Source organism: Paenibacillus sp. FSL H8-0317 (assembly GCF_045040685.1).
Classification (GTDB): Bacteria; Bacillota; Bacilli; order Paenibacillales; family Paenibacillaceae; genus Paenibacillus.
The window spans coordinates 665,862-689,239 of the sequence record NZ_CP150294.1 but is presented as its reverse complement, the minus strand read 5'-3'; the positions used below and the strand labels follow the sequence as shown (position 1 = coordinate 689,239).

23 protein-coding genes and 1 riboswitch are annotated in these 23,378 nt (G+C 49.1%); of the genes, 8 read left to right on the top strand and 15 right to left on the bottom strand.

Translation table 11 applies throughout. The features are described from left to right. The 5 genes from MHB43_RS03345 to MHB43_RS03325 all read right to left on the bottom strand — a co-directional run bounded on the left by MHB43_RS03345 (position 1) and on the right by MHB43_RS03325 (position 5,247). Positions 1 to 627 carry a cytochrome c oxidase subunit 3 gene (locus tag MHB43_RS03345; RefSeq protein WP_047840264.1) on the bottom strand — a complete coding sequence of 209 codons (627 nt, stop codon included), beginning with the start codon at positions 625 to 627 and terminating at the stop codon, positions 1 to 3. Next, a complete protein-coding gene (gene ctaD, locus MHB43_RS03340; RefSeq protein WP_405132383.1) occupies positions 624 to 2,474 on the bottom strand; it encodes a cytochrome c oxidase subunit I in 1,851 nt (616 codons plus the stop codon). The genes MHB43_RS03345 and ctaD overlap by 4 nt, the downstream gene beginning before the upstream one ends. Before the next feature lie 71 nt (positions 2,475 to 2,545). Beyond that, on the bottom strand, positions 2,546 to 3,598 hold the full coding sequence (coxB, locus tag MHB43_RS03335) for a cytochrome c oxidase subunit II (RefSeq protein WP_047840266.1): 1,053 nt from the start codon (positions 3,596 to 3,598) through the stop codon (positions 2,546 to 2,548). 565 nt (positions 3,599 to 4,163) lie between these two features. After that, positions 4,164 to 4,925, bottom strand: a complete 762-nt coding sequence (gene map, locus MHB43_RS03330; protein ID WP_405131325.1) for a type I methionyl aminopeptidase — start codon at positions 4,923 to 4,925, stop codon at positions 4,164 to 4,166. A 133-nt stretch (positions 4,926 to 5,058) separates the two neighbouring features. After that, positions 5,059 to 5,247: a hypothetical protein gene (locus tag MHB43_RS03325; RefSeq protein WP_017690840.1), complete on the bottom strand. Its 189-nt coding sequence runs from the start codon at positions 5,245 to 5,247 to the stop codon at positions 5,059 to 5,061. A 399-nt stretch (positions 5,248 to 5,646) separates the two neighbouring features. On the opposite strand from MHB43_RS03325, the gene MHB43_RS03320 reads away from it, so the two are divergent. Together MHB43_RS03320 and MHB43_RS03315 are read left to right on the top strand one after the other, a co-directional pair. Then, positions 5,647 to 5,922, top strand: a complete 276-nt coding sequence (locus MHB43_RS03320; protein ID WP_076215507.1) for a transposase — start codon at positions 5,647 to 5,649, stop codon at positions 5,920 to 5,922. Between the two features lie 196 nt (positions 5,923 to 6,118). Then, positions 6,119 to 6,457, top strand: coding sequence for a DUF4870 domain-containing protein (locus MHB43_RS03315; RefSeq protein WP_047840268.1), 339 nt, complete (start codon positions 6,119 to 6,121; stop codon positions 6,455 to 6,457). Positions 6,458 to 6,723: 266 nt separating this feature from the next. On the opposite strand, the gene MHB43_RS03310 is transcribed toward MHB43_RS03315, so the two are convergent. Continuing rightward, the gene (locus MHB43_RS03310) at positions 6,724 to 8,085 is read right to left on the bottom strand and encodes a nucleobase:cation symporter-2 family protein (RefSeq protein ID WP_405131324.1); all 1,362 of its coding nucleotides are present in this window, start codon (positions 8,083 to 8,085) and stop codon (positions 6,724 to 6,726) included. Position 8,086: 1 nt separating this feature from the next. Then, the gene (locus MHB43_RS03305; RefSeq protein ID WP_036613196.1) at positions 8,087 to 8,674 is read right to left on the bottom strand and encodes a xanthine phosphoribosyltransferase; all 588 of its coding nucleotides are present in this window, start codon (positions 8,672 to 8,674) and stop codon (positions 8,087 to 8,089) included. A 299-nt stretch (positions 8,675 to 8,973) separates the two neighbouring features. Next, positions 8,974 to 9,073, bottom strand: a riboswitch (purine riboswitch). Between the two features lie 269 nt (positions 9,074 to 9,342). Between MHB43_RS03305 and mscL the strand changes: the two genes are divergently transcribed. Further along, entirely contained in the window at positions 9,343 to 9,837 is a 495-nt protein-coding gene (mscL, locus tag MHB43_RS03300) for a large conductance mechanosensitive channel protein MscL (protein WP_221825723.1), read from the top strand. A 242-nt stretch (positions 9,838 to 10,079) separates the two neighbouring features. Here mscL and MHB43_RS03295 read toward each other — a convergent pair whose 3' ends face one another. Beyond that, the gene (locus MHB43_RS03295) at positions 10,080 to 10,382 is read right to left on the bottom strand and encodes a hypothetical protein (RefSeq protein WP_017690846.1); all 303 of its coding nucleotides are present in this window, start codon (positions 10,380 to 10,382) and stop codon (positions 10,080 to 10,082) included. 79 nt (positions 10,383 to 10,461) lie between these two features. On the opposite strand from MHB43_RS03295, the gene MHB43_RS03290 reads away from it, so the two are divergent. Further along, positions 10,462 to 11,154 (top strand): NUDIX domain-containing protein, encoded by a 693-nt coding sequence (locus tag MHB43_RS03290; RefSeq protein WP_405131323.1) that lies wholly within the window; start codon positions 10,462 to 10,464, stop codon positions 11,152 to 11,154. 265 nt (positions 11,155 to 11,419) lie between these two features. Here MHB43_RS03290 and MHB43_RS03285 read toward each other — a convergent pair whose 3' ends face one another. Both MHB43_RS03285 and MHB43_RS03280 read right to left on the bottom strand, forming a co-directional pair. Further along, positions 11,420 to 12,226: a TrmB family transcriptional regulator gene (locus MHB43_RS03285; RefSeq protein WP_405131322.1), complete on the bottom strand. Its 807-nt coding sequence runs from the start codon at positions 12,224 to 12,226 to the stop codon at positions 11,420 to 11,422. A 68-nt stretch (positions 12,227 to 12,294) separates the two neighbouring features. After that, positions 12,295 to 13,116 carry a zinc ribbon domain-containing protein gene (locus tag MHB43_RS03280; protein WP_405131321.1) on the bottom strand — a complete coding sequence of 274 codons (822 nt, stop codon included), beginning with the start codon at positions 13,114 to 13,116 and terminating at the stop codon, positions 12,295 to 12,297. Between the two features lie 567 nt (positions 13,117 to 13,683). Here MHB43_RS03280 and MHB43_RS03275 point away from each other — a divergent pair. The 3 genes from MHB43_RS03275 to MHB43_RS03265 all read left to right on the top strand — a co-directional run bounded on the left by MHB43_RS03275 (position 13,684) and on the right by MHB43_RS03265 (position 17,068). After that, positions 13,684 to 16,266 (top strand): UvrD-helicase domain-containing protein, encoded by a 2,583-nt coding sequence (locus tag MHB43_RS03275; protein WP_405131320.1) that lies wholly within the window; start codon positions 13,684 to 13,686, stop codon positions 16,264 to 16,266. A gap of 20 nt (positions 16,267 to 16,286) precedes the next feature. After that, on the top strand, positions 16,287 to 16,604 hold the full coding sequence (locus MHB43_RS03270) for a hypothetical protein (protein ID WP_405131319.1): 318 nt from the start codon (positions 16,287 to 16,289) through the stop codon (positions 16,602 to 16,604). Between the two features lie 95 nt (positions 16,605 to 16,699). Beyond that, entirely contained in the window at positions 16,700 to 17,068 is a 369-nt protein-coding gene (locus MHB43_RS03265; RefSeq protein ID WP_405131318.1) for a hypothetical protein, read from the top strand. 90 nt (positions 17,069 to 17,158) lie between these two features. Here the strand turns inward: MHB43_RS03265 and MHB43_RS03260 are convergent, their stop codons facing one another. After that, positions 17,159 to 18,229 (bottom strand): Gfo/Idh/MocA family protein, encoded by a 1,071-nt coding sequence (locus MHB43_RS03260; protein ID WP_405132382.1) that lies wholly within the window; start codon positions 18,227 to 18,229, stop codon positions 17,159 to 17,161. A 47-nt stretch (positions 18,230 to 18,276) separates the two neighbouring features. Continuing rightward, positions 18,277 to 18,753 carry a GNAT family N-acetyltransferase gene (locus MHB43_RS03255; protein WP_062837317.1) on the bottom strand — a complete coding sequence of 159 codons (477 nt, stop codon included), beginning with the start codon at positions 18,751 to 18,753 and terminating at the stop codon, positions 18,277 to 18,279. Positions 18,754 to 18,999: 246 nt separating this feature from the next. Here MHB43_RS03255 and MHB43_RS03250 point away from each other — a divergent pair, with 246 nt between their 5' ends. Further along, positions 19,000 to 20,070, top strand: coding sequence for a copper amine oxidase N-terminal domain-containing protein (locus MHB43_RS03250; protein ID WP_405131317.1), 1,071 nt, complete (start codon positions 19,000 to 19,002; stop codon positions 20,068 to 20,070). A 609-nt stretch (positions 20,071 to 20,679) separates the two neighbouring features. Here the strand turns inward: MHB43_RS03250 and MHB43_RS03245 are convergent. From MHB43_RS03245 to MHB43_RS03235, 3 genes are all read right to left on the bottom strand, one after another. Next, positions 20,680 to 21,081: a RidA family protein gene (locus tag MHB43_RS03245; RefSeq protein WP_076332718.1), complete on the bottom strand. Its 402-nt coding sequence runs from the start codon at positions 21,079 to 21,081 to the stop codon at positions 20,680 to 20,682. A 236-nt stretch (positions 21,082 to 21,317) separates the two neighbouring features. Further along, positions 21,318 to 22,286, bottom strand: coding sequence for a D-alanyl-D-alanine carboxypeptidase family protein (locus tag MHB43_RS03240; RefSeq protein WP_405131316.1), 969 nt, complete (start codon positions 22,284 to 22,286; stop codon positions 21,318 to 21,320). Between the two features lie 239 nt (positions 22,287 to 22,525). Then, positions 22,526 to 23,338: a hypothetical protein gene (locus MHB43_RS03235; protein ID WP_405131315.1), complete on the bottom strand. Its 813-nt coding sequence runs from the start codon at positions 23,336 to 23,338 to the stop codon at positions 22,526 to 22,528. Positions 23,339 to 23,378: the final 40 nt, after the last annotated feature.

The following is a 23,378-nucleotide window of genomic DNA, read 5'->3' as shown; positions in this document are numbered from 1 at the left end:
CTACCCCACCTTTCCGAGCAGGTACACGACCGTAAAGATGAACACCCATACCACGTCAATAAAGTGCCAGTACATTGCGGAGACGTATACTTTAGGTGCGGTTACGACCGTCAATCCTTTTTTGAACAGCTGACCGATAATGATTCCGATCCACACAATACCAAAAGCAACGTGGGCTCCGTGGAACCCGACCAGTGTATAGAATGCTGAACTGAATGCACTCGTGGTCATGCCAAATTCTTTATGTTTCACATACTCGTAGAACTCGTAAATTTCCAGTGCGAGAAATCCCATACCCAGTACTACCGTGATGCCAAGCCACAACGCCAATGCATCTCGCTTGCCCTTATGCATGGCTTGAATTGCAAATACACTCGTCAAACTACTGACCAGGAGAATGAAAGTTGCAGCGGCCACAAGTGGCAGGTGGAACAGTTCATTCGCCGTAGGTCCATCATTGGTTTGGCCACGAAGAGCCAGGAAGGTAGCAAAGAGTGTACCGAACAGTACCGTCTCGCCGCCAAGGAACAACCAGAAGGCGATAAGCTTGTTACGGCCTTCCAGCGTTGCTTTCTCCGGTTCATGCGGCAATTTGTCGTTCACCGGTTCGGCATGTGAGGTTGTCATGTTCTAGCCCCCTTCTCATCCTGATCCTCCGGTTCAATATGCCAGCCATGATCATCATAAAGTGAACGAAGTGCCATTGCGCCAAATGTGATTACGAGACCAATAATAACTACAATATAATTGTTAAAAATGACGTTCATAAATGCATTACCAAATTCATCGTTACTGAACATCAAACCAAGTCCGGCGATAAAGATACCTACTGACATTACAAACGGCAACGGCGTTGCTGAAGGCATATGAATCGAACCTACAGGTTCTGCCGGTGTCATCTCCGTATGTCCTGCCATTTTTTCCTTCCAGTATGCATCAATTCCGCGTACCAGCGGCGTCTGCTTGAAATTATATTCCGGCGGCGGAGATGGAATAGACCATTCCAGTGTACGGCCGTCTTCCCACGGATCGTTTGGCGCGCCAACCGGTTTTCTCATTGTGATTACGATGTTCACGAGGAACATGATAACCCCAACACCCATTAGAAACGCACCGACGGAGCTGACCAGATTGAGCAGGTCAAAGTCCTGATTCGGCAAATATGTAACGATCCGGCGCTGCATCCCCATCAGACCGAGGAAATGCTGTACAAAGAACGTTAATTGGAAACCGATCATAAATGTCCAGAATGTCCATTTGCCCAGTGTTTCGCTGAGAATACGTCCGAACATCTTCGGCCACCAGTAATGTAGTCCCGAGAACAATCCAAGTACGAGTCCCCCTACAATAACGTAGTGGAAGTGGGCTACAACAAAGTACGTATCATGGAACTGGAAGTCTGCCGGAGCAGATGCCAGCATAACGCCTGTAACACCACCCATAACGAAGGTTGGGACGAATCCAACAGCAAACAGGTTTGCCGCGGTAAAGCGGATCTGTCCACCCCACATCGTAAAGAGCCAGTTAAAGATTTTGATCCCGGTAGGTACGGCAATCAACATCGTGGAGATGGAGAAAAGCGCGTTGGCTACATTACCCAGACCTGTTGTAAACATGTGATGCGCCCATACCATGAAGCCCAGGAAGGCAATCAGGATGGTAGCAAATACCATGGAGCTGTATCCGAACAACCGTTTACGCGAGAAGGTCGGGATAACCTCCGAGATAATACCAAATGCCGGCAAAATCAGAATGTATACTTCCGGGTGCCCGAAGATCCAGAAGATGTGCTGCCAGAGTACGGGGTTACCGCCACCTGCGACATCGAAGAAATTCGCTCCCAGTATACGGTCAAACGTCAAAAGTACAAGCCCTACCGTGATGGCAGGAAAAGCAAAAAGGATAATGGCAGATGTAATAAATGTCGTCCATGTAAACATCGGCATCCGCATGTAGGACATGCCTGGAGCACGCATTGTAATAATTGTTGCGAGAAAGTTAATGCCCCCGATGAGCGTTCCCAGACCCGCGATCTGAAGGCCGATGGTGTAGAAATCCACACCATGCGTTCCACTATACTCACTGCCCGAAAGCGGCGTATATGAGGTCCAGCCCGCATCCGGTGCTCCGCCCATAACCCAGCTCAGGTTCAGCAACAATCCACCAAACAGGAATGTCCAGAAACCCAGCGCGTTAAGAAACGGGAAAGCAACGTCCCGTGCCCCGATCTGCAAAGGCACGACAGCATTCATAATGGCAAAAATAAGTGGCATGACACCAAGGAAAATCATCGTAGTTCCATGCATTGTAATCAATTCGTTGAAGACCTGTGCCGATACAAAATTATTCATAGGCTTCATCAGTTGAATCCGAATCAAAATGGCTTCAATGCCGCCGATTCCAAAGAAAAATCCACCCGCAACCAAATAGAGAATGGCGATTTTTTTGTGATCGACGGTGGTGATCCAATCCATCAAGCCCCTGTACCTCTTGACGCTATGCGCATGAGCCAAGGTTGTGTACCCCCTTCTTCGTCCTTGCTGTTCTATTCATAGTCCAATTTGTAGTTGGCCAGATATTCGGCAATTCCGTCGATTTCTTCATCCGTCAACCCAAGATCTTTGGGATTCGGCATGGTATTGCCCGGCTTCACGGATTGTGGATCATGGAGCCATTCTTTCATGTTATCCAGTACCGGACTACCTTCTTCCTGTCCCTCGCGAGAATTCAGCAAAATGCCTGCGACAGATTCCTTGCCGCCGATTCCCGTCAGGTTAGGTGCAACCGGTCCACCTTGATCACCAACAGCGTGGCAAGAAAGGCAGTTTGTTTTGAACTTTTCGGCCAATTGAGTATCTTCAGGAAGGACTGCGGGTGCTTTCATCTGGTTCACCCATCTGTCAAAGGATTCCTGACTCACTGCTTTTACCTTAAACTCCATGAAAGCATGCGATCTGCCACATAATTCGGCACATTTACCGCGGTAAACGCCTTCATTCGGTGCAGAGAAACTGAACTTGTTAAGTGTTCCATCCGGGTTTGTGTCCATTTTGCCCGCAAGTGACGGCACCCAGAAGGAGTGAAGCACGTCAGCGGTTTTTAATTCGAATGCAATTTTTGTTCCGGTCGGGATGATGAGATCTTGAGCGGTGGTTACGTCATATTGAGGATAAGTGAATTCCCACCAGTACTGATGCGAGGTGACTTGGACCTTAAGTGCGTTTTTGTCATTGGACAGATCTTCGCCTTGGGCAAAAATCGTTTGGACCGTCGGTACTGCCAGAACAATAACCAGCAATAACGGAATGGCTGTCCAGATTACTTCCAGCTTGAAATTACCTTCAACCTGTTCGGGCATCTCAGTCTGCCCGGCTCGTCTACGAAACCGGATCAGAACATAGGCCGCTATGGCAAATACAATGATGAGCACCACGATCATAATCGCAATGGATAACTTCATCAGATCATATTGGCCTTGCGCTACAGGACCCTGAGGTTTCATTACCGACAAGTCTTCCCGCCCGCATGCGGATAGCAGCAAAGAGAACACCGCCAGCAAGGGGAGAATTCGCTTTGCAACCTGCCACTGTTTCATCATTGATCTACCCCACTTTTTTACGTTTTCGTAGATTACCGTTGTCGTTCGGTAGAAAGGCAACAAAAGGTACGTTTCAGCACGATACGCATAATCCTCTTCATCATACAGAACGCTTAGAAAAATAACGCTTCCAGTACTCCCGTGATTTCCTGCTCAGGGCATGTCTGCGCATTCTTCCAATTCATTCTATATGCTTCAATCACTTATTAAATATAAGTTGAGGGTATGATTTTGTCAATCTTTGGACACATGTTCACAAATTGTTCACTTTATGTAAAAAACCGCTCTACAACTTGATTTGCAAACGATTTCAGTTAAAAGTATTACACTCTACATTTGAAAATTTTTGCCAAATTTCGGTGATAAAACTCGATTTATTGGTGATTTTTCTCACATTCAAAACATGTGCTATTATGCAAAAGAAAGATCAAAATTTATGGAAAACCTCTTCCATATCCATCCAGAAGACATGCCTATCGCTCCATACCGCTATCTTCAAGCTCAAAACAGCATGGAGCATGTCGGAGAAAGTTCAACTCAAGTCCTCTTCTTCACTGATTTCATCTCACGTGCCATCGGTCAGAATCAAGGGGCCATTCCCAGTAATCGCAACCGTATGCTCATACTGGACCCCCCAGCTGCCATCTACCGTCCTTACCGTCCATCCATCTTCATCCCACACAACAGCCCCGGAGCTGCCTTTTGTAAAGATGGGTTCAATCGTAATAACCATACCCTCGGTGAGCATCGTGCCCGTTCTGCGTTTGCCATAAGGCAACACATTTGGGGGTTCATGAATATATTGACCAATCCCATGACCAATGAGAGGCTTCACAATCCCGTACCGATACAGTCTGGCTGTTCGTTCAATGGCACTTCCAATATCTCCGAGTGTATTCCCCGGAACTGCCTGAGCAATCGCCCGCTCAAGTGCTTTCTCCGTGCGTCTCATCAGCTTGCGAATGGATCTGCTTGTTTCACCAATTCCATATGTCCAGGCCGAGTCAGCAAGCCAGCCGTCTTTGTTCACCACCATATCGATGGTCACTACATCCCCGCTCGCCAGCTCCTCTGCCCCAGGAAATCCGTGGCAGACCACTTCATTAACAGAGGCACACGTCGCGTACGGATATCCTTTGTACCCTTTTTGCTCCGGTGTAGCTCCTCGTGCTGCCAGAAACTCTTCCACCCGCTCATTAATCGCTGCTGTCGTGATACCGGGGATCATCCACTGCTCAATATACTGGTGACAACTTCGCAAAATTCGTCCAGCTTCCCGCATGTAGCCAATCTCTTCTTTGGTTTTCAAAATAGGGTCCACATGCATTCATCCTTCCCGCTGTAGGTCTACTCCCATATATATGCAGCAGGAACGCAAAAAAAACCGCCTGCCGGAGCTTATCGCCCGGGAGACGGTTCTATTCATTATCGGAACAGTATAATCAGAGTTGTGTGTTGTTTCAGGACACGGAAGAATCCATCTTGACAAGCTCATGCTCAACCACAGAAGTCAATTCTTCCTCGTATCCACCCGTAATCCGGTATTTTCTCACGTACTCCTTCACGAATTTTTTTGGATCTTTAGGACGGAAAATCCGAGTCATTTCCCTCAAACTTTCTTTGACCTCATTGTGACCTTTCGTTGCCATTGTAATTCCCTCCCAAAACGTTGAAAGTGAATGCTCCGTTTAGAGAATGCCGAATAAGTCTTAAATGCCATCCATGAAGTTGTGTGCGCGGCTTAAAGCAAGCTTTAGGTCGGGAACCTCGCTAGAAAGCAAGTACCTGACACTATAAATACCCGATATGATTCGGAATGAATCATAATCTTATTGTAGCATATTCGGAAGTATCTTACGACTTGACGATTTCCTCTAATAAATATAACGGTTTTCATGCCCAAAAAGTTTAATTCCGAATCATATGTTATGAATGCCGCCATTCTATACGGAATTAATATATCCAGCATAACACTGAACTATTCGGGGGATATTATCACGGACAACCCATACAGTTAAATTACTGGTATCCAAAGGAGGCGTCGTCTCATGGACCGCAAAGAACAGGATATGCTGCCCCTTTCGCATGAAAAGGTGGAAGTAGACGGAGTTTACATTAACGAAGCCGGACGTGAGGAACATCTGCACCGGGGGCAACACTTCCCGGCTGACCCCGTTCTAGGTAAGTCGGAATGGAAACTGACCGAATATGCATTTGATAATCACCACGAAGGACGAACCGATGAACGTTTGGTTCCCAAAGAAAACGACACCGATAAAAAAGGCAAGATCGACAGCCCACGCAGACAGTTTCAGGGTGGGTAGTGATTATTTTTGTTAGAAGTACCGAGTTCTTCATCCGGACAGGGGCAGATCATGCTGTAACTCAGCTGATCCTGTCCCTGTTTCATGTTTTTTACTGTTCTTTCACTCCATCCTATTATAGGCAAATAAATCCCAGGTTCAGTTCTGTCCACCTCTCTCATAGCCTAGTTAAAAAGGTCAAAGGAGGCTGGACCGGATGTCCCCCATGAAATCGTCTAGCGGTCTGGATGAAAATATTGCCGGTATGCTTTGTTATCTGTTTACCTTTGTAGGCGGGATTGTCTTTCTCGCTGTGGAGAAGCGGAGCCGGTTCGTGTTATTTCATGCGCTACAATCTGTAACGGTCTTTGGCATCATTATGGTCGGGCATGTATTATCGGCTTTCCTTCCGTTGTTCGGACCACTGGTGGCATCGCTGTTATCCCTGCTTGGTGTAGTGGTCTGGCTTATTATGGTCGTTACCAGCTTACAGGGGAAATGGCTAAAACTGCCGTGGGTTGGCGATTTTGCAGAAAAACAGCTGCGTCATCTGTAATCCCCGCTCATCATAGTTAAACAAAACAAAAAACACCGAAGACACGACTCTGCTGAGCCTGTATCTTCGGTGTTTCGCATCTAAAAGTGTCTCTTTCATTCGTTCATGTGATTGAATATTCATAGCATAAACGATGTATGTCATAAACCATTCATGCTGTACATCACCATGATTAACCTGATTCATTATTCATCTTGTGAATCGTCTATTCATAACAGTTAACATAACAATCCTGCTGGATGATAAGCCAGGCCTAATTCGGCTAATTAAGCTGACTTGCCCGCCTCTCCAAGGATGGCATCTGCCTGTTGTTCAGCCATCTTGGCAGCTGTTTCCTTGGTACCCAGACCGTTGAACAGCAGGTTCATGAAGATCGCTGTGAAACTGCCTGCAATGATACCATTACCGAGCATAATCTGAGCCCAAGCCGGTGCACCTGCGAACAACTCAGGCACAACGGTAACCCCAAGCCCCATACCTACAGAACAAGCGATGACAAACAGATTCTCATGTCGGTTCAGATCGACCTGACTGCCGATAATTCGAATGCCTGATGATACCACCATGCCAAACAAGGCCACCATGGCTCCGCCAAGTACTGCCCCTGGAACGAGTTGTGCGAGGGCTGCAATTTTGGGTACAAATCCAATGACCACCAGGATTCCACCAGCTACTACAATGACATCACGTGTCTTCACACGTGTCATCTGTACCAGTCCTACATTTTGCGAATAGGTTGTATACGGGAATGAGTTGAAAATACCGCCTAATACAATAGCCAGACCTTCCGCACGATAACCACGGGCCAGATCCTTGGAGGACAAGTCCTTGTCCAGGATTTTGCCCAGAGCCATAAATACGCCTGTGGACTCGGCCACGCTGACAATCGCCACCAGAATCATCGTCAGAATAGGTACAATCTCAAACGTCGGTCTGCCGAAGTAAAACGGCTGAACAACATGGAACCAACTTGCATCGCGAATAGGGGCAAAGTTCACTTCACCCATGAACCCTGCTGCCACCGTACCTGCCAGCAGACCAATCAGTACCGAGATGGAACGGATAAAACCTGTAGTGAATCGAGTCATTAAAATGATAAAGAGCAGCACGCCGAAACCGAGTAACAAGTTCACTCCACTGCCGAAATCTTCTGACCCCTGACCGCCGCCCAGATCGTGGAAAGCAACCGGAATCAAGGTTAAACCGATGATTGTAACCACCGAACCCGTAACCACTGGTGGAAAGAGCCGAATAAGCTTCCCAAAGATTCCGGAGAAGATCAATACGAACAGCCCTGAGGCAATAATCGCTCCGTAAATGGCAGATACTCCACTGTTCATCCCGATTAGGATCATCGGGGACACAGCCTGGAATGCACAACCGAGCATGACAGGCAGCCCTACGCCAAAATATTTATTTCCCCATACCTGAAGCAGTGTAGCCACACCACATGCGAGCAGGTCAATGGCAATAAGATAGGTTAGTTGTTCCTGTGTAAAACCCAATGCGTTACTAACGATCAATGGGACAACGACGGCTCCTGCATACATCGCAAGCACATGCTGTAGTCCGAGGGAGAACGTTTTGATTGGATGCCGATGCCGTTGAAAGATACGTTCGCGTGCCATATTAGTTCGTGCCCTCCTCGTCCGCAAATGTAACCTGTCCATCCGACAGTGCCCCGATACGAACCAGCGATTCCACACGGTATCCTGCTTCTTTCAGCAAGCGACCTCCCGGCTGGAATGCTTTTTCAATAACAATACCGATACCCACCACTTCGGCTCCAACCTGCTCCACAATGCGAGCCAGACCAAATGCTGCTTCACCATTCGCCAGAAAATCATCAATGATCAGCACACGATCACCAGGCTTCATGAATTTCTTGGCAACGGTAATTTCATTGGTCTCCTGCTTCGTGAAGGAGTAGACCTTCTCCACCAGAATGTCTTCTGTCAGTGTGAGCGACTTCTGCTTCCGAGCAAAGATCAGCGGCACGTTAAGCTCCAACGCAGTCATGATGCCCGGTGCGATCCCTGACGACTCAATTGTCAGCACACGTGTGATATTCTCACCTTCAAAGCGGCGAATGAATTCCTTGCCCACTTCCTTCATCAAAACCGGGTCCATCTGGTGGTTCAGGAATGAATCCACTTTGAGTACTTGCTCGGACAGGACAATGCCTTCCTGTCTTACCTTGTCTTTTAACAATTGCATTGTAATTCTTCCCCCTGAATGCCCTCCGCACAGTAGCTTACAAGCTCTTCCAATCGCATGGTAAAAAAGCAAAAAGCCCGCCTTTTCACACGCTGCGGAATAACCGGAGATGGGAAAGACGGACTTGTACATATATGGACAAGCCGTATGGATGCTGCAAGTGTGCTGGATGGACAGGATGACAAGAGTTCAATCCTGTTGTGAGAAACCTCAAACAGTGTAATCGGAAACAGATAAAAACCACTTGAACCTGCTCTTCAGTCAAACTGCCTGAGAATGATCTCATGCCAACCATACAAACATTGCAACATCTTTCCCGTAGTCCGATCATTCCGGTGATCGGGTAGAGACATGCAGGCCTATTCCTGCACATATACGAGTAACGGCATATTTAATTTTGGCTCCATGATTCGTTACAATATATGATCGCGAACCTGAATATAAAAGGTTAAACATAACTGACAATGTTAGAAGTATACCGAATCGGCGGCGTGAAATAAAGAAGTATTTTCATGGAAGTTGCGGAAACTTGTCTTAATTTGCAAACAGGGGGTGATTGGAATCACTTTTTTATGTACAATATGAGAACGGAAGCGCGAATCCGAACGGAGAATAGATGGAAACGCAGCCTATATTTTGAATTGAATGATCAAAGGAGATATGTAAACATGAAAGGCGTACTTAAAGAATTCAAGGAATTTGCCGTCCGCGGCAACGTCATCGATCTGGCGGTCGGTGTCATTATTGGAGCTGCATTTGGTAAAATTGTCACATCCCTTGTGAATGATATCATCATGCCCCCGGTTGGAAAACTGCTGGGCGGGATCGACTTCAGTCAGAAAATCATCAACCTGGATGGGGATATCAAAACAGCAAACGGACAGGACATCACCACACTCGCTCAAGCCAACGAAGCTGGGGCTACCGTGATTGCTTATGGTCAGTTCATCAACGTCATGATTGATTTTCTTATCGTTGCGTTCTGTATTTTCATGCTTGTGAAGGGCATCAACTATCTCAAAAGCAAAGAACACAAAAAGCCCGAGCCGCAAAAAACGACCAAGGCTTGCAAGTATTGCCTATCGGAAATTCCAGCCGCAGCTACCCGCTGCTCGCACTGTACTTCAGAGCTTGAAGCTGAAGGCACCGGCGCTCCGGCATAATCACGATAAACGTTTTAAAGACGCGCCGAGTTGAATTACGGATATAAATCCTGATGCGAGGGACAACCTCTTACTTGCTAGGGTTTATGTATGAAAAGCTAGCCATATGGGCTTCATTAACAATGGGTTGCGTAGCTTAAAGGTTTGAAGGTTCCACCGTAAAGGTGGGGCCTTTTTTGTGCCTATCATACATGTATTACATATGCTCCCCCATGAATTTCATTCGCGGCCATGCTCATGAATTAGAAACGGCGTGGCAGCAAATGCTCCAGGATCGACTTCAGATCTTTATCTTCTTTGTAAACTTCTTCCCCAGTATCAAGCTCTGTCACACGAATATATTCAAAGTTTGCCGAAGCATCCACTGGCTTGAACAACAACTGTGCCTCATCTTCCAAACGTACATTAAATCCCATATCCTTAAACATGCTGCTTAACTGACTGTTAGCTGGTTCCTGACCTTGCCCTACAAATATAAGTCCTCTAAGACTTTTACGTTCCTGAGGTTGCGGATAAATCACCTGAAAGTGTACAATGCATTCCATACGATGGTTCCCCTTTCGTTTAAAACATACTTTGTGAAATTTTGAACTTTAAAAACTGCTATATAAGGAGATACGTTTCATGACCCCAGAACGTTTCGACATTTATGACGATCAGCAAAATTGGATCGGCACTTCACTACGCAGCGAGGTCCATGCCAAAGGATATTGGCACCGTTCATTCCACTGCTGGATCGTGCGTGACGAAGGCGAGCAACGACAGGTTCTTTTTCAGCGGCGACGTGATATTAAGGATACCTTCCCCGGATGTTACGACATTACAGCAGCAGGTCATCTCACCGCAGGTGAACAACTGCAAGACGCCAGTCGTGAGCTGGAGGAAGAACTGGGTGTCCATGTATCTTTCGATGCACTAACCTATCTACTCACAGCTACACAGCAACTCCAAGGAGAGGTGCGTGGTGTTCCATTCATAGATCGGGAATTCAGTGCCGTCTATGGACTATGTCTGAACCAGCCGCTCGAAGCCTACGTTCTGCAGCTCAGCGAGGTGGATAGCCTGTATGAAGTTCCGCTGGATGATCTACTCGCTTTGTTTCGTAATGAGATCGACGTGATTCAAGCTACCGGAGTTCAGACCCAGCCATTGACATCACCACCACATTCCATCGGTCATAAGGACCCATTAAGTGATCATGCAGCTGATGATCCGGAACGTATCGTTCGCGAGATTCGGGCAGCAGAATTCGTGCCTCATGGCACAGCTTATTATATGGATGTGCTGGAAGCTCTGTATCACGTGCCCAAAGATTGATCACGTACACTCTTGTTCAACCCGATCCAGTTCAATCGAATGTTCATAGCTTCATTTTCTCAAAAATAGCATAACTTCATACCTTTACTATCGACTTGACTGGGAACAGATGCTGTGACGAACATCACTGTCATATCTCAATCCAGCACAAACAGGCGTCTGCCTTCGGCAACGCCTGCTTTATGTACACACGTATTCGTTTCATCAAGATAGGTACCTTTGTGCTGCAATGCTCCATCAGAGGTGAATTAGTCGCCGAATCTGTCTAGCTCTGTTCACCCTCTCCTGAAGGAGAAGACCAATAACGCGCAGAGAGTTCTTCGTACCGATGCCCATAGCGGGACTCCAGTTCCTCACCCATATCCTGTTCCAATTCGTACAACACCAGCTCTTGAGCAAAATGATTCAGCAGCAGTCCGGTCATTACCGGATGCTCCGTCACCACTGCCTGTGTGGCGCATGATTCCCCGCGCATGCCCAGCATGCACCAGCGGCGGTCCACCACCAGAGAGAATTTCCGACCATTACCTGTGCCGTACAAAGGCAGGCCCAGCAAAGGAACAGGCTGATCAAGCATGCCCTCGCCACCATCACACGACCATAACAACCGCACACCGCGAGCTTCAGCCTGCTGTAAGTCATTACGTAACAGTTCCGCCTCTTCACGCCAGACGTCTACGACAATCTCATGCTGAGCCTCAGCCAACTCACGGCTCAGATTCTCAAACACATTTTTGTCCCCTTCGACGTTATAGAAGACAGGTTTCTCCGGTTCACTCTTAGGCATGCTGCTCTGGACATAATCCAGCGAGGTACGCATTTGATCGGAGATCATGCGTGTCATCTCCTCCGGCTTCAGCACACTATACTTCGCCGGTTCCCCCGGACTACACCGCAAGAATCCACGCTGTTCCAGCCGTTGCAGAGTCGCATATACATTGGAACGGGACACGCCAAGCCGCTTCGCAACCTCATAGCCTGAGGCTGATCCCTGACGGGCGAGTTCCACCATAATTTTAGATTCCATCTCGGTAAACCCGAGATGACGCAAATGATGCAGCAGTTGGTCCATATTCCCGTCCCCCCATGCTGTCAGCAACCCGCACTGCCTCAAAATGATGCGGCAGTGCTTCTACTGCATCAGATCTGTTCGGCACCACAGCGCGGGCACCACTTCGACCCTTTGGGCAGCTCGGCTGCACAAATCTGACAATTCACCATTTCGCGTGATACTTCGGTCTGTACGTCCACCGTGTTCACAATCGGGTTATTTTCTTTCCAGTAACGGATGCGTTCGTCCAGCTCCTGCTGACGCTCACGTTCCCGTTGCATCTCTTCATCTCTGCGACGTTCCCACTCCGCATCGAACGCTTCCTTTTCTTCCTGGGTAAACTCGGTACTGTTATATTCCGATTCCGTCTCCAGATCGGCTATGGACGGAATGACCGTGTGATACGGCTCATCTTCCTCCAGTTCCAATTCAGGTGGCGCATCGTAGAAGTCCGGTTCCGGACTATGGGTCTGAGTCTGAGCTACGGCTGCCTCCTGTCTCGCGGCTGTGGTGGCTCCTGCGACTCCTGCAGCTCCTACTGTAGGTGCTGGTGTCTTGAGTTCACCCAACTTGCGTCCGCATTTAGGGCAGAAGTTGGCATCCAGGGAAGCGACGTGTCCACACTCGCACAACCGTTCGTTCTTGAGTTGTGCAATCTTGTTGCGCAGACCATCAATCTCGTCCTGCAATTCGTCGCAGAGCTGCGACAGATCCACCATTTCTTTTTCCGCACGCGTCATATCCTGTGCCCGATAACCCTCATAGAAGATGCGACCCATATCTGTAAAATGGACTTCCTGTTCCTGTTGCAAGCCCACAATCTGGTTGTTCAGTTTCCCAATCTCAACGGCGTGTTGGGCACGCTCTGTTGCTTTGTTCGCTCCGTCTTTGATGCGCTGAAGCAGTTTCATGACCATTCCTCCTCTGTCCCGTCAAAACCAATATTATCATTTCAAATTTTAGAGGTTATTCAAAAAGTCCGCTTTTGATTACGAAGGATGCCAGTGGCATCCTCAGCATCGAATATGGCATTCAGCCGAATAAGCATATGCTTACGAAGTATGTTTCCTTCGGAAACATTGTAGTTGCTCACGTAGTTTCCCTACGCTCCGCTACTCCATTTCTAGCTTCATTCCATCTTCTCGGTACTGAAAACCAGACTTTTTGAACACATACTTGTGGTAAATTAGCATATTACATCCTTCATGCAAAATGCTCAGGCATATAACTTATACGAAATCATGCCAAAAAGTTGCGTAATCTCGTGCAGGTGCCCGTTTTATACCGATACTGGATGAAATCGGGGGCTTTCGTCAAGACCATATGTTCGGGTATAATGAAGCTTTGACCATACTTAACCGCCTGATTAGGCGACTAACTCTATCATACCAATTTACAATGTGATTGTGAAAAGGGCAAATGGTTTACTTTTAGCCGGGATAGTCCTATCCCTGAATGCATACAGAGGTGGATGAAACATGTTAAGTCCGAACTCAACGTTCTACCCCCGTCCGCTCGGGGTTACCCCGGCGGCGTCCCTGCCCCAGTCCCCGTCTGCTCCGCTGGAGACCAGTCGGCAACTCGTGGGCAATGATCAACAGGATGCCTTTTATTTTCGCTCGCTGGAAGAGGCAGGCATCAAGTTAAACGCACCACAAATCTCGGCAGTCCGTCACGGCAGAGGACCGATTCTGACGCTCGCCGGAGCCGGTTGTGGCAAAACAACTGTACTGGCTGCAAGAGCCGGCTACCTCATAGAGGTCAGCGGCGTACATGCAGGCAGTATCCTGCTGGTGACGTTCACCAACAAAGCCGCCACCGAGATGAAAGACCGGATCGCCGCATTGCCAGGTATACGCCCGGCAGCCGCGAGAGCCGTACAGGCTCGCACCTTCCACTCTTTTGCGCTGACATTATTGCGTCATTACGGTGTGCAGGAAGAGATATTTGGTGAGTCGCGAGCCCAGCATACGGTGCTGAAGATGCTTCTTCGCCAAAATGGCATGAGTGAAGCCTTCCAGCCCGAAAGTCTGCTGGCCATGCTGTCCGCATGGAAGATGCAAGGATCGGAAACAACCGATCTGCCTGAGAAATCACAGGAAGAACGCGATGCCAAGCGCGTTCTTCTTGGTTACGAAGCCTGGAAGCAGGATCGCGGCAAAATGGATTTTGATGATATTTTACTACGGGCAGCCGCGCTACTTCGTGACCCTGCTGTTCTGGGGCCGCTTCAGAAGCGTTTCCAGTACATTATGGTGGATGAGTTCCAGGATACCAATCATCTGCAATATGAGATTGTACAAAAACTGGCTTCCGCCCACCGCAACCTGATGGTTGTGGGAGACGATGACCAGACGATCTATACCTTTAACGGCGCACGCCAGGAATCGATTTTGGAATTCGATAAAGTATACCCAGGCGCACGCATTGTGACGCTGGATATTAATTATCGCAGTGATGCACGGATCCTGGGACTCGGAAGTGAACTGGTCGCCCGCAATAAACGTAGACGTGACAAACGGCTACGTGCCGCCGGAAACCGCGGCGATGCGCCCCGTTTCGCCACACCTTCTAACGCAGAGGAAGAAGCGGCGTGGGTTGTAAACCAGCTGTGCCAGCAGGTTGAAGAAGGGCAACACACCTATCGCGATATTGCGATTCTTCACCGGACAGCAAGCAGCAGCCGGGCTGTATTTGAGCAGCTTGTGTTGAAAGATGTGCCTTTTGTACAGCATGGTGCTTCCCCGGTGTTCTATGACCAGTCTCTCATCAGACCCCTGATGGATCATCTGCGTCTGTCCCTTGATCCACGTGCCATGGATGCTCTTCCAAGTGCGCTGGGACCACTCTATGTATCACGGGATGCAGGGCTGGAGTGGATTCAGCGCTGCGAACAACAACAGGCGAAGAAATATCCGCTCATCCATCTGGTGAAATGGGACAAGCTGAAACCGTTCCAGCAGGAACAGGTCAAGGAACGTATCAAGCTGATCAAATCACTGCACAAACTGAAGCCCATCATTGCCATTCAGGAGATGCGCAGACAGTTCTACGACAAGTATATGGAAAGTGGTGACCCCAGCATCTTCACCCATTATAAGGAAACGATGCTGGAAACCCTGGATGAATTCGAAGCTGCCGTCAAAAAATTTGAAACCGTGGAAGAGTTCATCCAATTCGCCGATGAGCTATCCCGCAGACACCGTGAGATGGAATCTCTGCGCCGTGCACAGGACAGTGACGCGGTACAGCTGATGACCATTCACCGGGCCAAAGGACTGGAGTTCCCTTGTGTGTACTGGATCGGAGCCAGTGAAGGCATTGTGCCTCACAGTACAGCCCTGCGCCAGGATATTCCCGAGGATCAGAAAGCCGCGCTTGCTATGCAGCAAACAGATGCCGAACTGGACATGGCGTTGGAGGAAGAACGAAGACTCGCCTACGTTGCCATCACACGGGCGAAGCAGTACTTGTATGTCACCTCACCGGCGAGCCATCACGGAAAACCAGCGGATGTGTCCCGTTTCCTGCTTGAAGCCTTCGGCATGGAAGTACCGGACAAACGCAAACCTCGTGAGGAGAGCCGGACGAGCAGTCAGGCTTCATATGGTAAAGGCAACGGACAGTATGCCCGCTCGTCCGGCTCAGGTGCCCGTTCAGAAGGTCGGGATGCGGCACAGCGTCGTGCCATCAGCCACAGTGACCGTCGAGACTTCGAGGTTCACAATGAACGAGATGAGGATCGCCTCGGTGAACGGCGTGGCAGTGGGGAGATTCGCAACCATAAGGCATTCAGCACCACAGGTCTGAGTCCAACAGCTGCAAGTTCCTCCAGTTCACATTCGCACACTTCAGGTTCAGGTAATGCTGAGCGTACGGAGACCGTTGCGGTCTGGAAGTGTAGTTCATCCACCTGTAAAGCTTGGCTAAGACAGAAGCCGGCTGTGCCTTCAAAAGCAACCAAGAAGGCATCCTCAGGCCCTCCCGCCTGTCCCCTGTGTTCAGGATCGATGGAGGCTGGCACCCGCCAGGTTCCCGTAACGGGGAGATTTGGGAAATAACTCAAAGGAAGAGGTCCCTTATGAAGTTAGAGATGATTATTAAAGAGCGGATTCAAGAAAGATTCGACACCCTACAGGAATTATACGATATTTGGTTTACCGAAAATCCCGCTTATATCGCTCCCAAAGAAAAACTTTTTCCACAAGCACATATTGAGCGACTTAGAACCATTACTTATCTATTGGATAAAGGGTTCATCGTCGTTAATCCCGTTAAAGATGAACCATCTCTCGTGTCAGTCAGTATTACAGTAGATGGAATTGATTTTTTTGAACAAAGTCGATTAGAAGGAAAAGGTAATGGCTGGTCATATGTGACTGAACATGCGGATGAGTAAATAACACACGAGCATAGTAGCTCGTTTCAGGGCGCTTTTTGCTGTTTATTAACAGTAGAAGCGTCTTTTTTCCATTTCAGAATGGGGGTTGGATTATGCAGGACGACAAACAACATCTGTATGTATCGGTAACTCATAATCTTATTGAGCAAACAAAGAACGAATCTACACCTTTTGAGGTGTTGGTGGATGACGAACAGTTGGGCCGATTGAAAGATCTGATGAAGGTGCTGGAGGATGACGATGCCTATACATTGCAACGGGCACCGGTACCCTACAAATCAGCAGACCATGATGAGGCAACAGAGCAATTTTCGGATGGCATGACCTTGCTGTATACCTTTCTGTATGACCATGGCACGCCGGATACCCGGCAGGCAATTGAGAGCATGAACGTGCTTCCAAGGCTGCAAGATGCGGATTATGATGACCCTGGGTACGAGAATTCACCGTTGAACAAATGACCTGATGCCAAAAAGCATGCGTAACCGCAGATCACGCGGAAGACGCATGCTTTTTAATATGATGAAGGACAACGGCCATGTAAAATGGACTCAATCCAGACGAATCTCCTGCCCTTTCTCAGCGGATTCGTAGATTCCGCACAACATGCGTGTGGAAGCCACGCCATCCGCAATTGGGCTGATCGGCTCTGTACCGTTCAGGCAGCAATCCACAAAGTGGTCAATCTGGTTCTGGAATGCACTATGAATATGGAGACCCGTATTGTCCGTCTGGGGTTCAATATTCAGGATGGTATTATTTTTCTCCGTGACGATCAGTGTCTCCGGCTCCAGTTCGAACCCACCACGCTCGCCGTATAATTTCACCGAAGATTCATCTCCGCGTGCATGCAGGGTAAAGCTCACATCCACCGCCAGCGAAGCCCCGTTTTCAAACCGAATAAGTGCATTCGCCATATCTTCCACGTCATTCACAGTTGCGCTATAGTCGGCTGCTTTGTAAAAAGAAAGATGTTCGATATGGGCACGATTGCCCAACTTCCGATACGTATTACCACTGACCGAAACAGGTTTCGGCTTGCCCATGAGGTACCAACACTGGTCAATAATATGTACGCCGAGATCAATCAGGGGGCCTCCGCCAGAACGGCTTTTATCAGCAAACCAACCGCCTGGATTGCCGTGACGCCGCAGAATGGAAGCTTTGGCATAATACAGTTCACCAAACTCCCCGGCATCAATGAATCTGCGCATCATCTGCATATTATTATCATACCGGCGCACAAATCCCACGATAAACGTACGTCCGCTCTTCTTCACCGCTTCTTCAATCCGGAGCGCATCTTCCACATTGGTTGCGACCGGTTTCTCCAGCAACACATGCTTACCTGCCTCCAGTGCAGCAATGGCAAATTCGGCATGTGTATTATTCCAGGTACAGATACTGACAGCATCCACATGCGGGTCCTCCAGCATCTCCCGATAATCGGTGTACACGGATTGAGCATCGTACTTCTGCGCAGCAGCCTTAGCCCGTTCTTCGTTCAGATCGCAGATGGCATAGATGACGGCATCCTCGTTTTTGGCATAACACCTCATATGAAGATCCGAGATTGATCCTGTACCAATCATTCCGATGTGCAACATTTGTTTCGTGCTCATCATCGTCCTCCCTTCCTTTTCCACAACTTCCAGAACATCATTATCGTCTAGTCTGCCCGCAGCATGCCTTCGTAAATACCCGGCGTTGAATTTTCAATCTTCACGGCACCCAGCGTCCGGGCATAGAAATCCACAGGTCCCGCTGATCCGATAATGGCATACCCGTAACCGTCCGCCTTCATCGCATGCATACAGGCCAGTAACAGGGCTGTGCCTACACCTTTGCCCCGTGCATCCTGGCTCACACCTGTCGGTCCGAAGAAGTTGCGACATGTCGCTTCGTAACAGGCAAATCCAATCATTTTCCCATGCTCAACCGCAATATAACAGGACACCGGCTGACGCGCAAAAGCGACCTCACATTCATCCACCCAAGCCTGACTAAAATGTGACCTTACCCAATCCAGTACAAGCTGTTTCTCTGGGGCAATGGCTCTACGAATCACAATGGAGGATTCCTCCAGCGTTCTCAGTCCACTCTCTTGCTCCGGCAAACGATAGAGCGCTACCAACATATCACTCATCTAATCCGTTCCTCCTCGTACTTGAATGTGAAATAGGACAATGGTTTGGCCACTACCTGAAATTAACCTGATCCTGCTGCGGATAACCTGCAATACAAGCGATATTTCTAATTTAAAATAACCTACCGCTTACGTTCATTGCATCAACTGCAACACTTAGACGATTTGTCCCGTCTATTAACTTGAAGCGCGGCCCTAAGGAAGATTTTACCGCGACAGTACACAGATTAGAAGGGATGAATATTGATGAACAACAACATGAAAAAAGTAAGTGCACTGATGGCCCTATCCATGGCATTGGGTGGCGGAGCCGCTTATGCAGCAACACTGGACAACACACAACCAGCCCATCAAACATCCGTTTCAGCAGATAGTAACGCAGTGAGTGTAGTAAACGTATCCGTGAATGGTGCATCCATCTCTGATGGTTATTGGAACAAGGATGGCAAAGTAGCCATGATCCCGCTGCGTGATCTTACCGACGCCCTGGGTATTGAACTGGAATGGAATAAAGAAACCAAAACTGCAGAGCTGACTCGTGGTGCTCTCTGGACACAGGTAATCACAGGCAAGGATCAATATTCTGTGAATAAAATGCTGCTCACACTGGGCACAGCGCCCGAAATCACAGGCGGCAAATTGTATGTACCGGTTTCTTTTGCTGAGAAAGCACTGCATGGACAAGTGAACACAACAGGAAATCAGGTGACGATCTCCAGTGAAGAGGACGTGAAGACGGTTACTGAACGTGGTGTAATTACCAGAATCTCGAACCAAGATAAATATAAGTCCATCCAGATTGGCGGTGCAGGTACGGATGGTATTGTGCTCAATCTGAGCGATGAGACAAAATTCATCTCAGTTGAGGGGAAAGAGATTGCACTGACTGATCTGGCCATTGGCATGAACGTGGAAGCTGAGCATTCCCTGATCACTACTCGCAGTCTGCCACCACAAACGCCAACCTATACAGTCACTGTACTGGATGCGGCTACAGCATCTGAGGCACAACCTAAAGAGCTTCTGGGCACAGCGGGTACAATTGAAAATGTAAAAACAGCTGAAGGCAGCATCTCACAGATTGAAATCACAGGTACACGGTTAACAGAAACAGCTCCTGACCATGTCGTGCTGAACATCGACAAAGACACACTGATCGTGAACCACGAAGGTGAAACGGTAAAAGCTGAAGAACTGACCAAAGGCGCTAAAGTCATTGGGTTCTACAGCCCTGTGTTGACACGCAGCCTGCCTCCAATCGGAACGGCTTGGAAAGTGGTTGTTGAAGCACCTGCAACAGAGCTGGAAGCGAAATAATATGATTGGAAAAACGTCTGGCTGAAACACATGTTATATGTTGTTGCAGACGACCGCGTGCATCGCTTAGCACGGGGGCATGAGTGTGGAGCATCATAATGACCAGCCATCCGCATGTATCTCCTAGCGCGCGGTGTCATGAGTTTGGTGCATCAAGAGCTCAGCCGTGCGGCCAGGCAGCGAAGTTAATTCAAAACAACCTTATCCGCTTGTCTTCTGACAGGCACGGGTAAGGTTGTTTTTTGGTTTGGTTTTGGTTTTTTTAGAGCGTGTCTACAAACTGCTTCAAACCGAAGCGTACCTGAAACTTGTCCAGAGCAGACACGTGCGATGTGCGCTACATACGAAATAGGTTTCATACTGAATGTGAGAGCAATTGGATTTAGCGCTAATGAATCTGAGGCGTCTTATTCAAGGATTTGAAGCACCCGCAAAAATCTAAGGAATCCGAGACACGCTATCTTAGAATAAACAGCTGTTTACAGTGTGTTTTTATCAGAGAAATTCGAGAAATAACGTGTCTGGTGTTCTTTACATTTTAAGAAGAGGACCTAAGGGCCAAATAGACGTCCTGTGTTCCTTAGAAAATCTTCAGACCGTTCTTCAGAATCAACCGGCTTGGGTTTCATCTTCAACGATCGCTTCCACTTCAATCTCAACCATCAACAAGGGATCAATGAGTGCGCTAACTTCAACCATGGTGGCTACAGGCTGGATCTGTCCAAAAAATTCACCGTGCGCCTTGCCAACTTCCTCCCATCTGGAGATATCGGTCACAAACATTCGGGTTCTCACCACATGCGACATGTCAGCCCCCAGTTCTTTCAGTGCATTCTCGATCGTCTGCAAAACGAACCTTGTCTGTGCATATGGATCACCCGCCCCAACAACTACACCATCTTGCATCGCGGTTGTACCCGCCACTTCAATTCGGTTCCCTACACGGATGGCACGGCAATATCCCACCAACGGTTCCCATGGGGAACCGGTAAAAACCTGCTGTCTGCTCATTCTCTCGTCCCTCGCTTTGGTTGTATTTATATCTAAATGGATTAAACATGAATTATATCAGTCCACCATCATCTCAGACAATGGAATGAAATTAATTCTATCTTAATTCCATTAACATTTTTGCACAGAAAAAAATCCCCTGAATGACTGCCCGTTGTATAGATCAAGGACGGTTCATTCGGGGATTTTATGAGAAATAGTATCTTTTCTTTTTCTTTAAGGATGAAACATCCAAATTACAACTTGATATTAGCCTCATCGAAGTATTCTTCCAGAGTTAACCCACTCTTCGCCACATCCGGTGCCAAATCTGTACCGATGTACCGGATATGCCAAGGCTCATAGACGTACCCTGTGGTATCTTCTTCACCTTGCAGATAACGGATGACATATCCGTATTCTGCAGCGTGTTCAGCCAGCCACTGGCCTTCCTTCGATGTGCCAAATACCTCTTCCAACACATTGCCCACACTCGGGCTGGATACATCAATGGCAAGACCCGTCTGATGTTCGCTTCGGCCTGGCACAGAACTCACACGATCTGTATATTCTTGACCTTTGGTTTTGACATTATTGTTATAGATGGATACCTGACGCTGATATGAACGATAACCGGACACCGCACGAAGCTCAATGCCATCCGCTTTTGCACCTGCAAACAACTTCTCCAGTGCCTCCGCAGCTTCCTTGCGCATATGCCGCTTCTCGTGTGGTTCGTCGAAGGAGAACGGTACATTCGGCTCTACCAGATCGTCCGGCTCGTACCCGTCAGGCAGACTCCGTTGCTTGTTCACAATGACGGTCATAGACTCCGCATTGGTCACCACGGATTGTGCATCAATCGTTGTTTGCAATGCGCTGATACTGCGTTTCTCCAGCAATGGATCTTCCGCTGTCGCACCATTCCCATTGTCCGAAGAGCCCTGCCCTTCGCCCGCTGAAGCATTCCCAGACTCGCTATCCGTGCCTTCACCGCTGTTGCCAGAAGATGATGTGTCATCCCCGCCAGCATTGTCGCCGCCCGTTCCTTTATCCTCCGTAAAATGAACCGTTGTGCCGTCCGACTCCTGTTGTGTGTTACCTGCTCCATTCGGATTCTGGCTCTCCTCTGTGCCGTTCTGGCACGCGGTAAGCAATGCTCCGCATATCATCAATGAGGACAGCATAACCACCATACGGCGCTGTCTTCCTGTAGTTGATTTCATGTAAAAGCTCCTATCGCAATAATATAAATGTTGTCTAGTTGTTGTATGCAATGTTCCCTGCGACAGTATACCTTAATTGGGAGCGAAGCTCCACTAGTAAAGACGTCCTTTAGAAGAGATCCGAATGAACATATACGGGCTGTACAGCCTGTATGATCGTTTTTTGGACTTTTAGAGCAACATGCTGCAATTAAAACAAGCAGGGGTGATCTGAGATCTCCCCCGCTCTGATGCGTGCATCATTTGGTTGCCGGGCTGTCCGTCTTCTTCTGGACAGCCTGCCACATCCGCGCGGCTACACGCTCGCGGATCAAATCCAGCCCTGCGGTGGCCGGCACGCCCGGCAGCAGCGCCGTCAGCTCCGGCAACGCCGGCGGCTTGCCCGGCCGCGTAAGGCGCACCTCAACGGCCCCAAAGCCCGGCCCCGGCTGGTGCATAGCGCCGTCCGCGGCGGCCTCGGCGATCCACTCGCCGACGGCCGCGCCGCCTTCGCCGCCCCGCACCTGCGGGCGGCCAGCCGTTTCCGCTGCCCGGCCAGGGCCGCTGGGATCATGGGCGAGTTCCTCCGCCCATGCCCCCAGCACGCCGGCGAGCAGCGCTTCGCGCGGCAGGCCGGCGTGCGCCAGCTGCAGCAGCGGCTCGGCCGCGAGGCGCGCGGCTACGGCGCGCTCAGCGGCCGCGGCATGCTCGCAGCCCGGGCGGCCGCAGGTGCATGCCACGGCCGCACTGGCCGTTGCTGCGCCTGGCGAGCCCTCGGGCGCTTGCGCAACCGGCAGCAGCCCGGCGAGCTCCTCGGACGCCGGTCCGCCGCGCAGCAGGGCGTACAGCGTCAGCGGGCGCTCGCGCAGCTGAGCCAGCACAGCCTCGCGTTGGGCTTCGCTCAGTCGCGCGGGCGTTCCTGTGACCGTGAACATGCCTGCGGCTGATCCGGTCTTGCCCTCAGCAGCGGAAGCAGAAACGGAAACTTCCTGATCCGCATCCGCTGCTGTATTTACTTCTGCTGTCCATCCACCGGGGGACATATGCAGCTCGATCTTCCATTTTTCACTCACAACAATCCCCCTTTCTCACCATCTATATTCCTCTGAATGT

Excerpts from the sequence above, each read along its gene's own strand:
- MHB43_RS03255 (WP_062837317.1), bottom strand. The coding sequence starts at position 18,753 with ATGAGTGATATGTTGGTAGCGCTCTATCGTTTGCCGGAGCAAGAGAGT.
- MHB43_RS03310 (WP_405131324.1), bottom strand. The coding sequence starts at position 8,085 with ATGGCACGCGAACGTATCTTTCAACGGCATCGGCATCCAATCAAAACG.
- MHB43_RS03315 (WP_047840268.1), top strand. The coding sequence starts at position 6,119 with ATGTCCCCCATGAAATCGTCTAGCGGTCTGGATGAAAATATTGCCGGT.
- coxB (WP_047840266.1), bottom strand. The coding sequence starts at position 3,598 with ATGATGAAACAGTGGCAGGTTGCAAAGCGAATTCTCCCCTTGCTGGCG.
- MHB43_RS03325 (WP_017690840.1), bottom strand. The coding sequence starts at position 5,247 with ATGGCAACGAAAGGTCACAATGAGGTCAAAGAAAGTTTGAGGGAAATG.
- MHB43_RS03305 (WP_036613196.1), bottom strand. The coding sequence starts at position 8,674 with ATGCAATTGTTAAAAGACAAGGTAAGACAGGAAGGCATTGTCCTGTCC.
- MHB43_RS03265 (WP_405131318.1), top strand. The coding sequence starts at position 16,700 with ATGCAGGACGACAAACAACATCTGTATGTATCGGTAACTCATAATCTT.
- MHB43_RS03290 (WP_405131323.1), top strand. The coding sequence starts at position 10,462 with ATGACCCCAGAACGTTTCGACATTTATGACGATCAGCAAAATTGGATC.
- MHB43_RS03345 (WP_047840264.1), bottom strand. The coding sequence starts at position 627 with ATGACAACCTCACATGCCGAACCGGTGAACGACAAATTGCCGCATGAA.
- MHB43_RS03240 (WP_405131316.1), bottom strand. The coding sequence starts at position 22,286 with ATGAAATCAACTACAGGAAGACAGCGCCGTATGGTGGTTATGCTGTCC.
- MHB43_RS03285 (WP_405131322.1), bottom strand. The coding sequence starts at position 12,226 with ATGGACCAACTGCTGCATCATTTGCGTCATCTCGGGTTTACCGAGATG.
- MHB43_RS03245 (WP_076332718.1), bottom strand. The coding sequence starts at position 21,081 with ATGAGCAGACAGCAGGTTTTTACCGGTTCCCCATGGGAACCGTTGGTG.
- MHB43_RS03275 (WP_405131320.1), top strand. The coding sequence starts at position 13,684 with ATGTTAAGTCCGAACTCAACGTTCTACCCCCGTCCGCTCGGGGTTACC.
- MHB43_RS03320 (WP_076215507.1), top strand. The coding sequence starts at position 5,647 with ATGGACCGCAAAGAACAGGATATGCTGCCCCTTTCGCATGAAAAGGTG.
- MHB43_RS03280 (WP_405131321.1), bottom strand. The coding sequence starts at position 13,116 with ATGAAACTGCTTCAGCGCATCAAAGACGGAGCGAACAAAGCAACAGAG.
- MHB43_RS03250 (WP_405131317.1), top strand. The coding sequence starts at position 19,000 with ATGAACAACAACATGAAAAAAGTAAGTGCACTGATGGCCCTATCCATG.
- MHB43_RS03295 (WP_017690846.1), bottom strand. The coding sequence starts at position 10,382 with ATGGAATGCATTGTACACTTTCAGGTGATTTATCCGCAACCTCAGGAA.
- MHB43_RS03260 (WP_405132382.1), bottom strand. The coding sequence starts at position 18,229 with ATGAGCACGAAACAAATGTTGCACATCGGAATGATTGGTACAGGATCA.
- MHB43_RS03270 (WP_405131319.1), top strand. The coding sequence starts at position 16,287 with ATGAAGTTAGAGATGATTATTAAAGAGCGGATTCAAGAAAGATTCGAC.
- ctaD (WP_405132383.1), bottom strand. The coding sequence starts at position 2,474 with ATGGATTGGATCACCACCGTCGATCACAAAAAAATCGCCATTCTCTAT.
- mscL (WP_221825723.1), top strand. The coding sequence starts at position 9,343 with ATGAAAGGCGTACTTAAAGAATTCAAGGAATTTGCCGTCCGCGGCAAC.
- map (WP_405131325.1), bottom strand. The coding sequence starts at position 4,925 with ATGCATGTGGACCCTATTTTGAAAACCAAAGAAGAGATTGGCTACATG.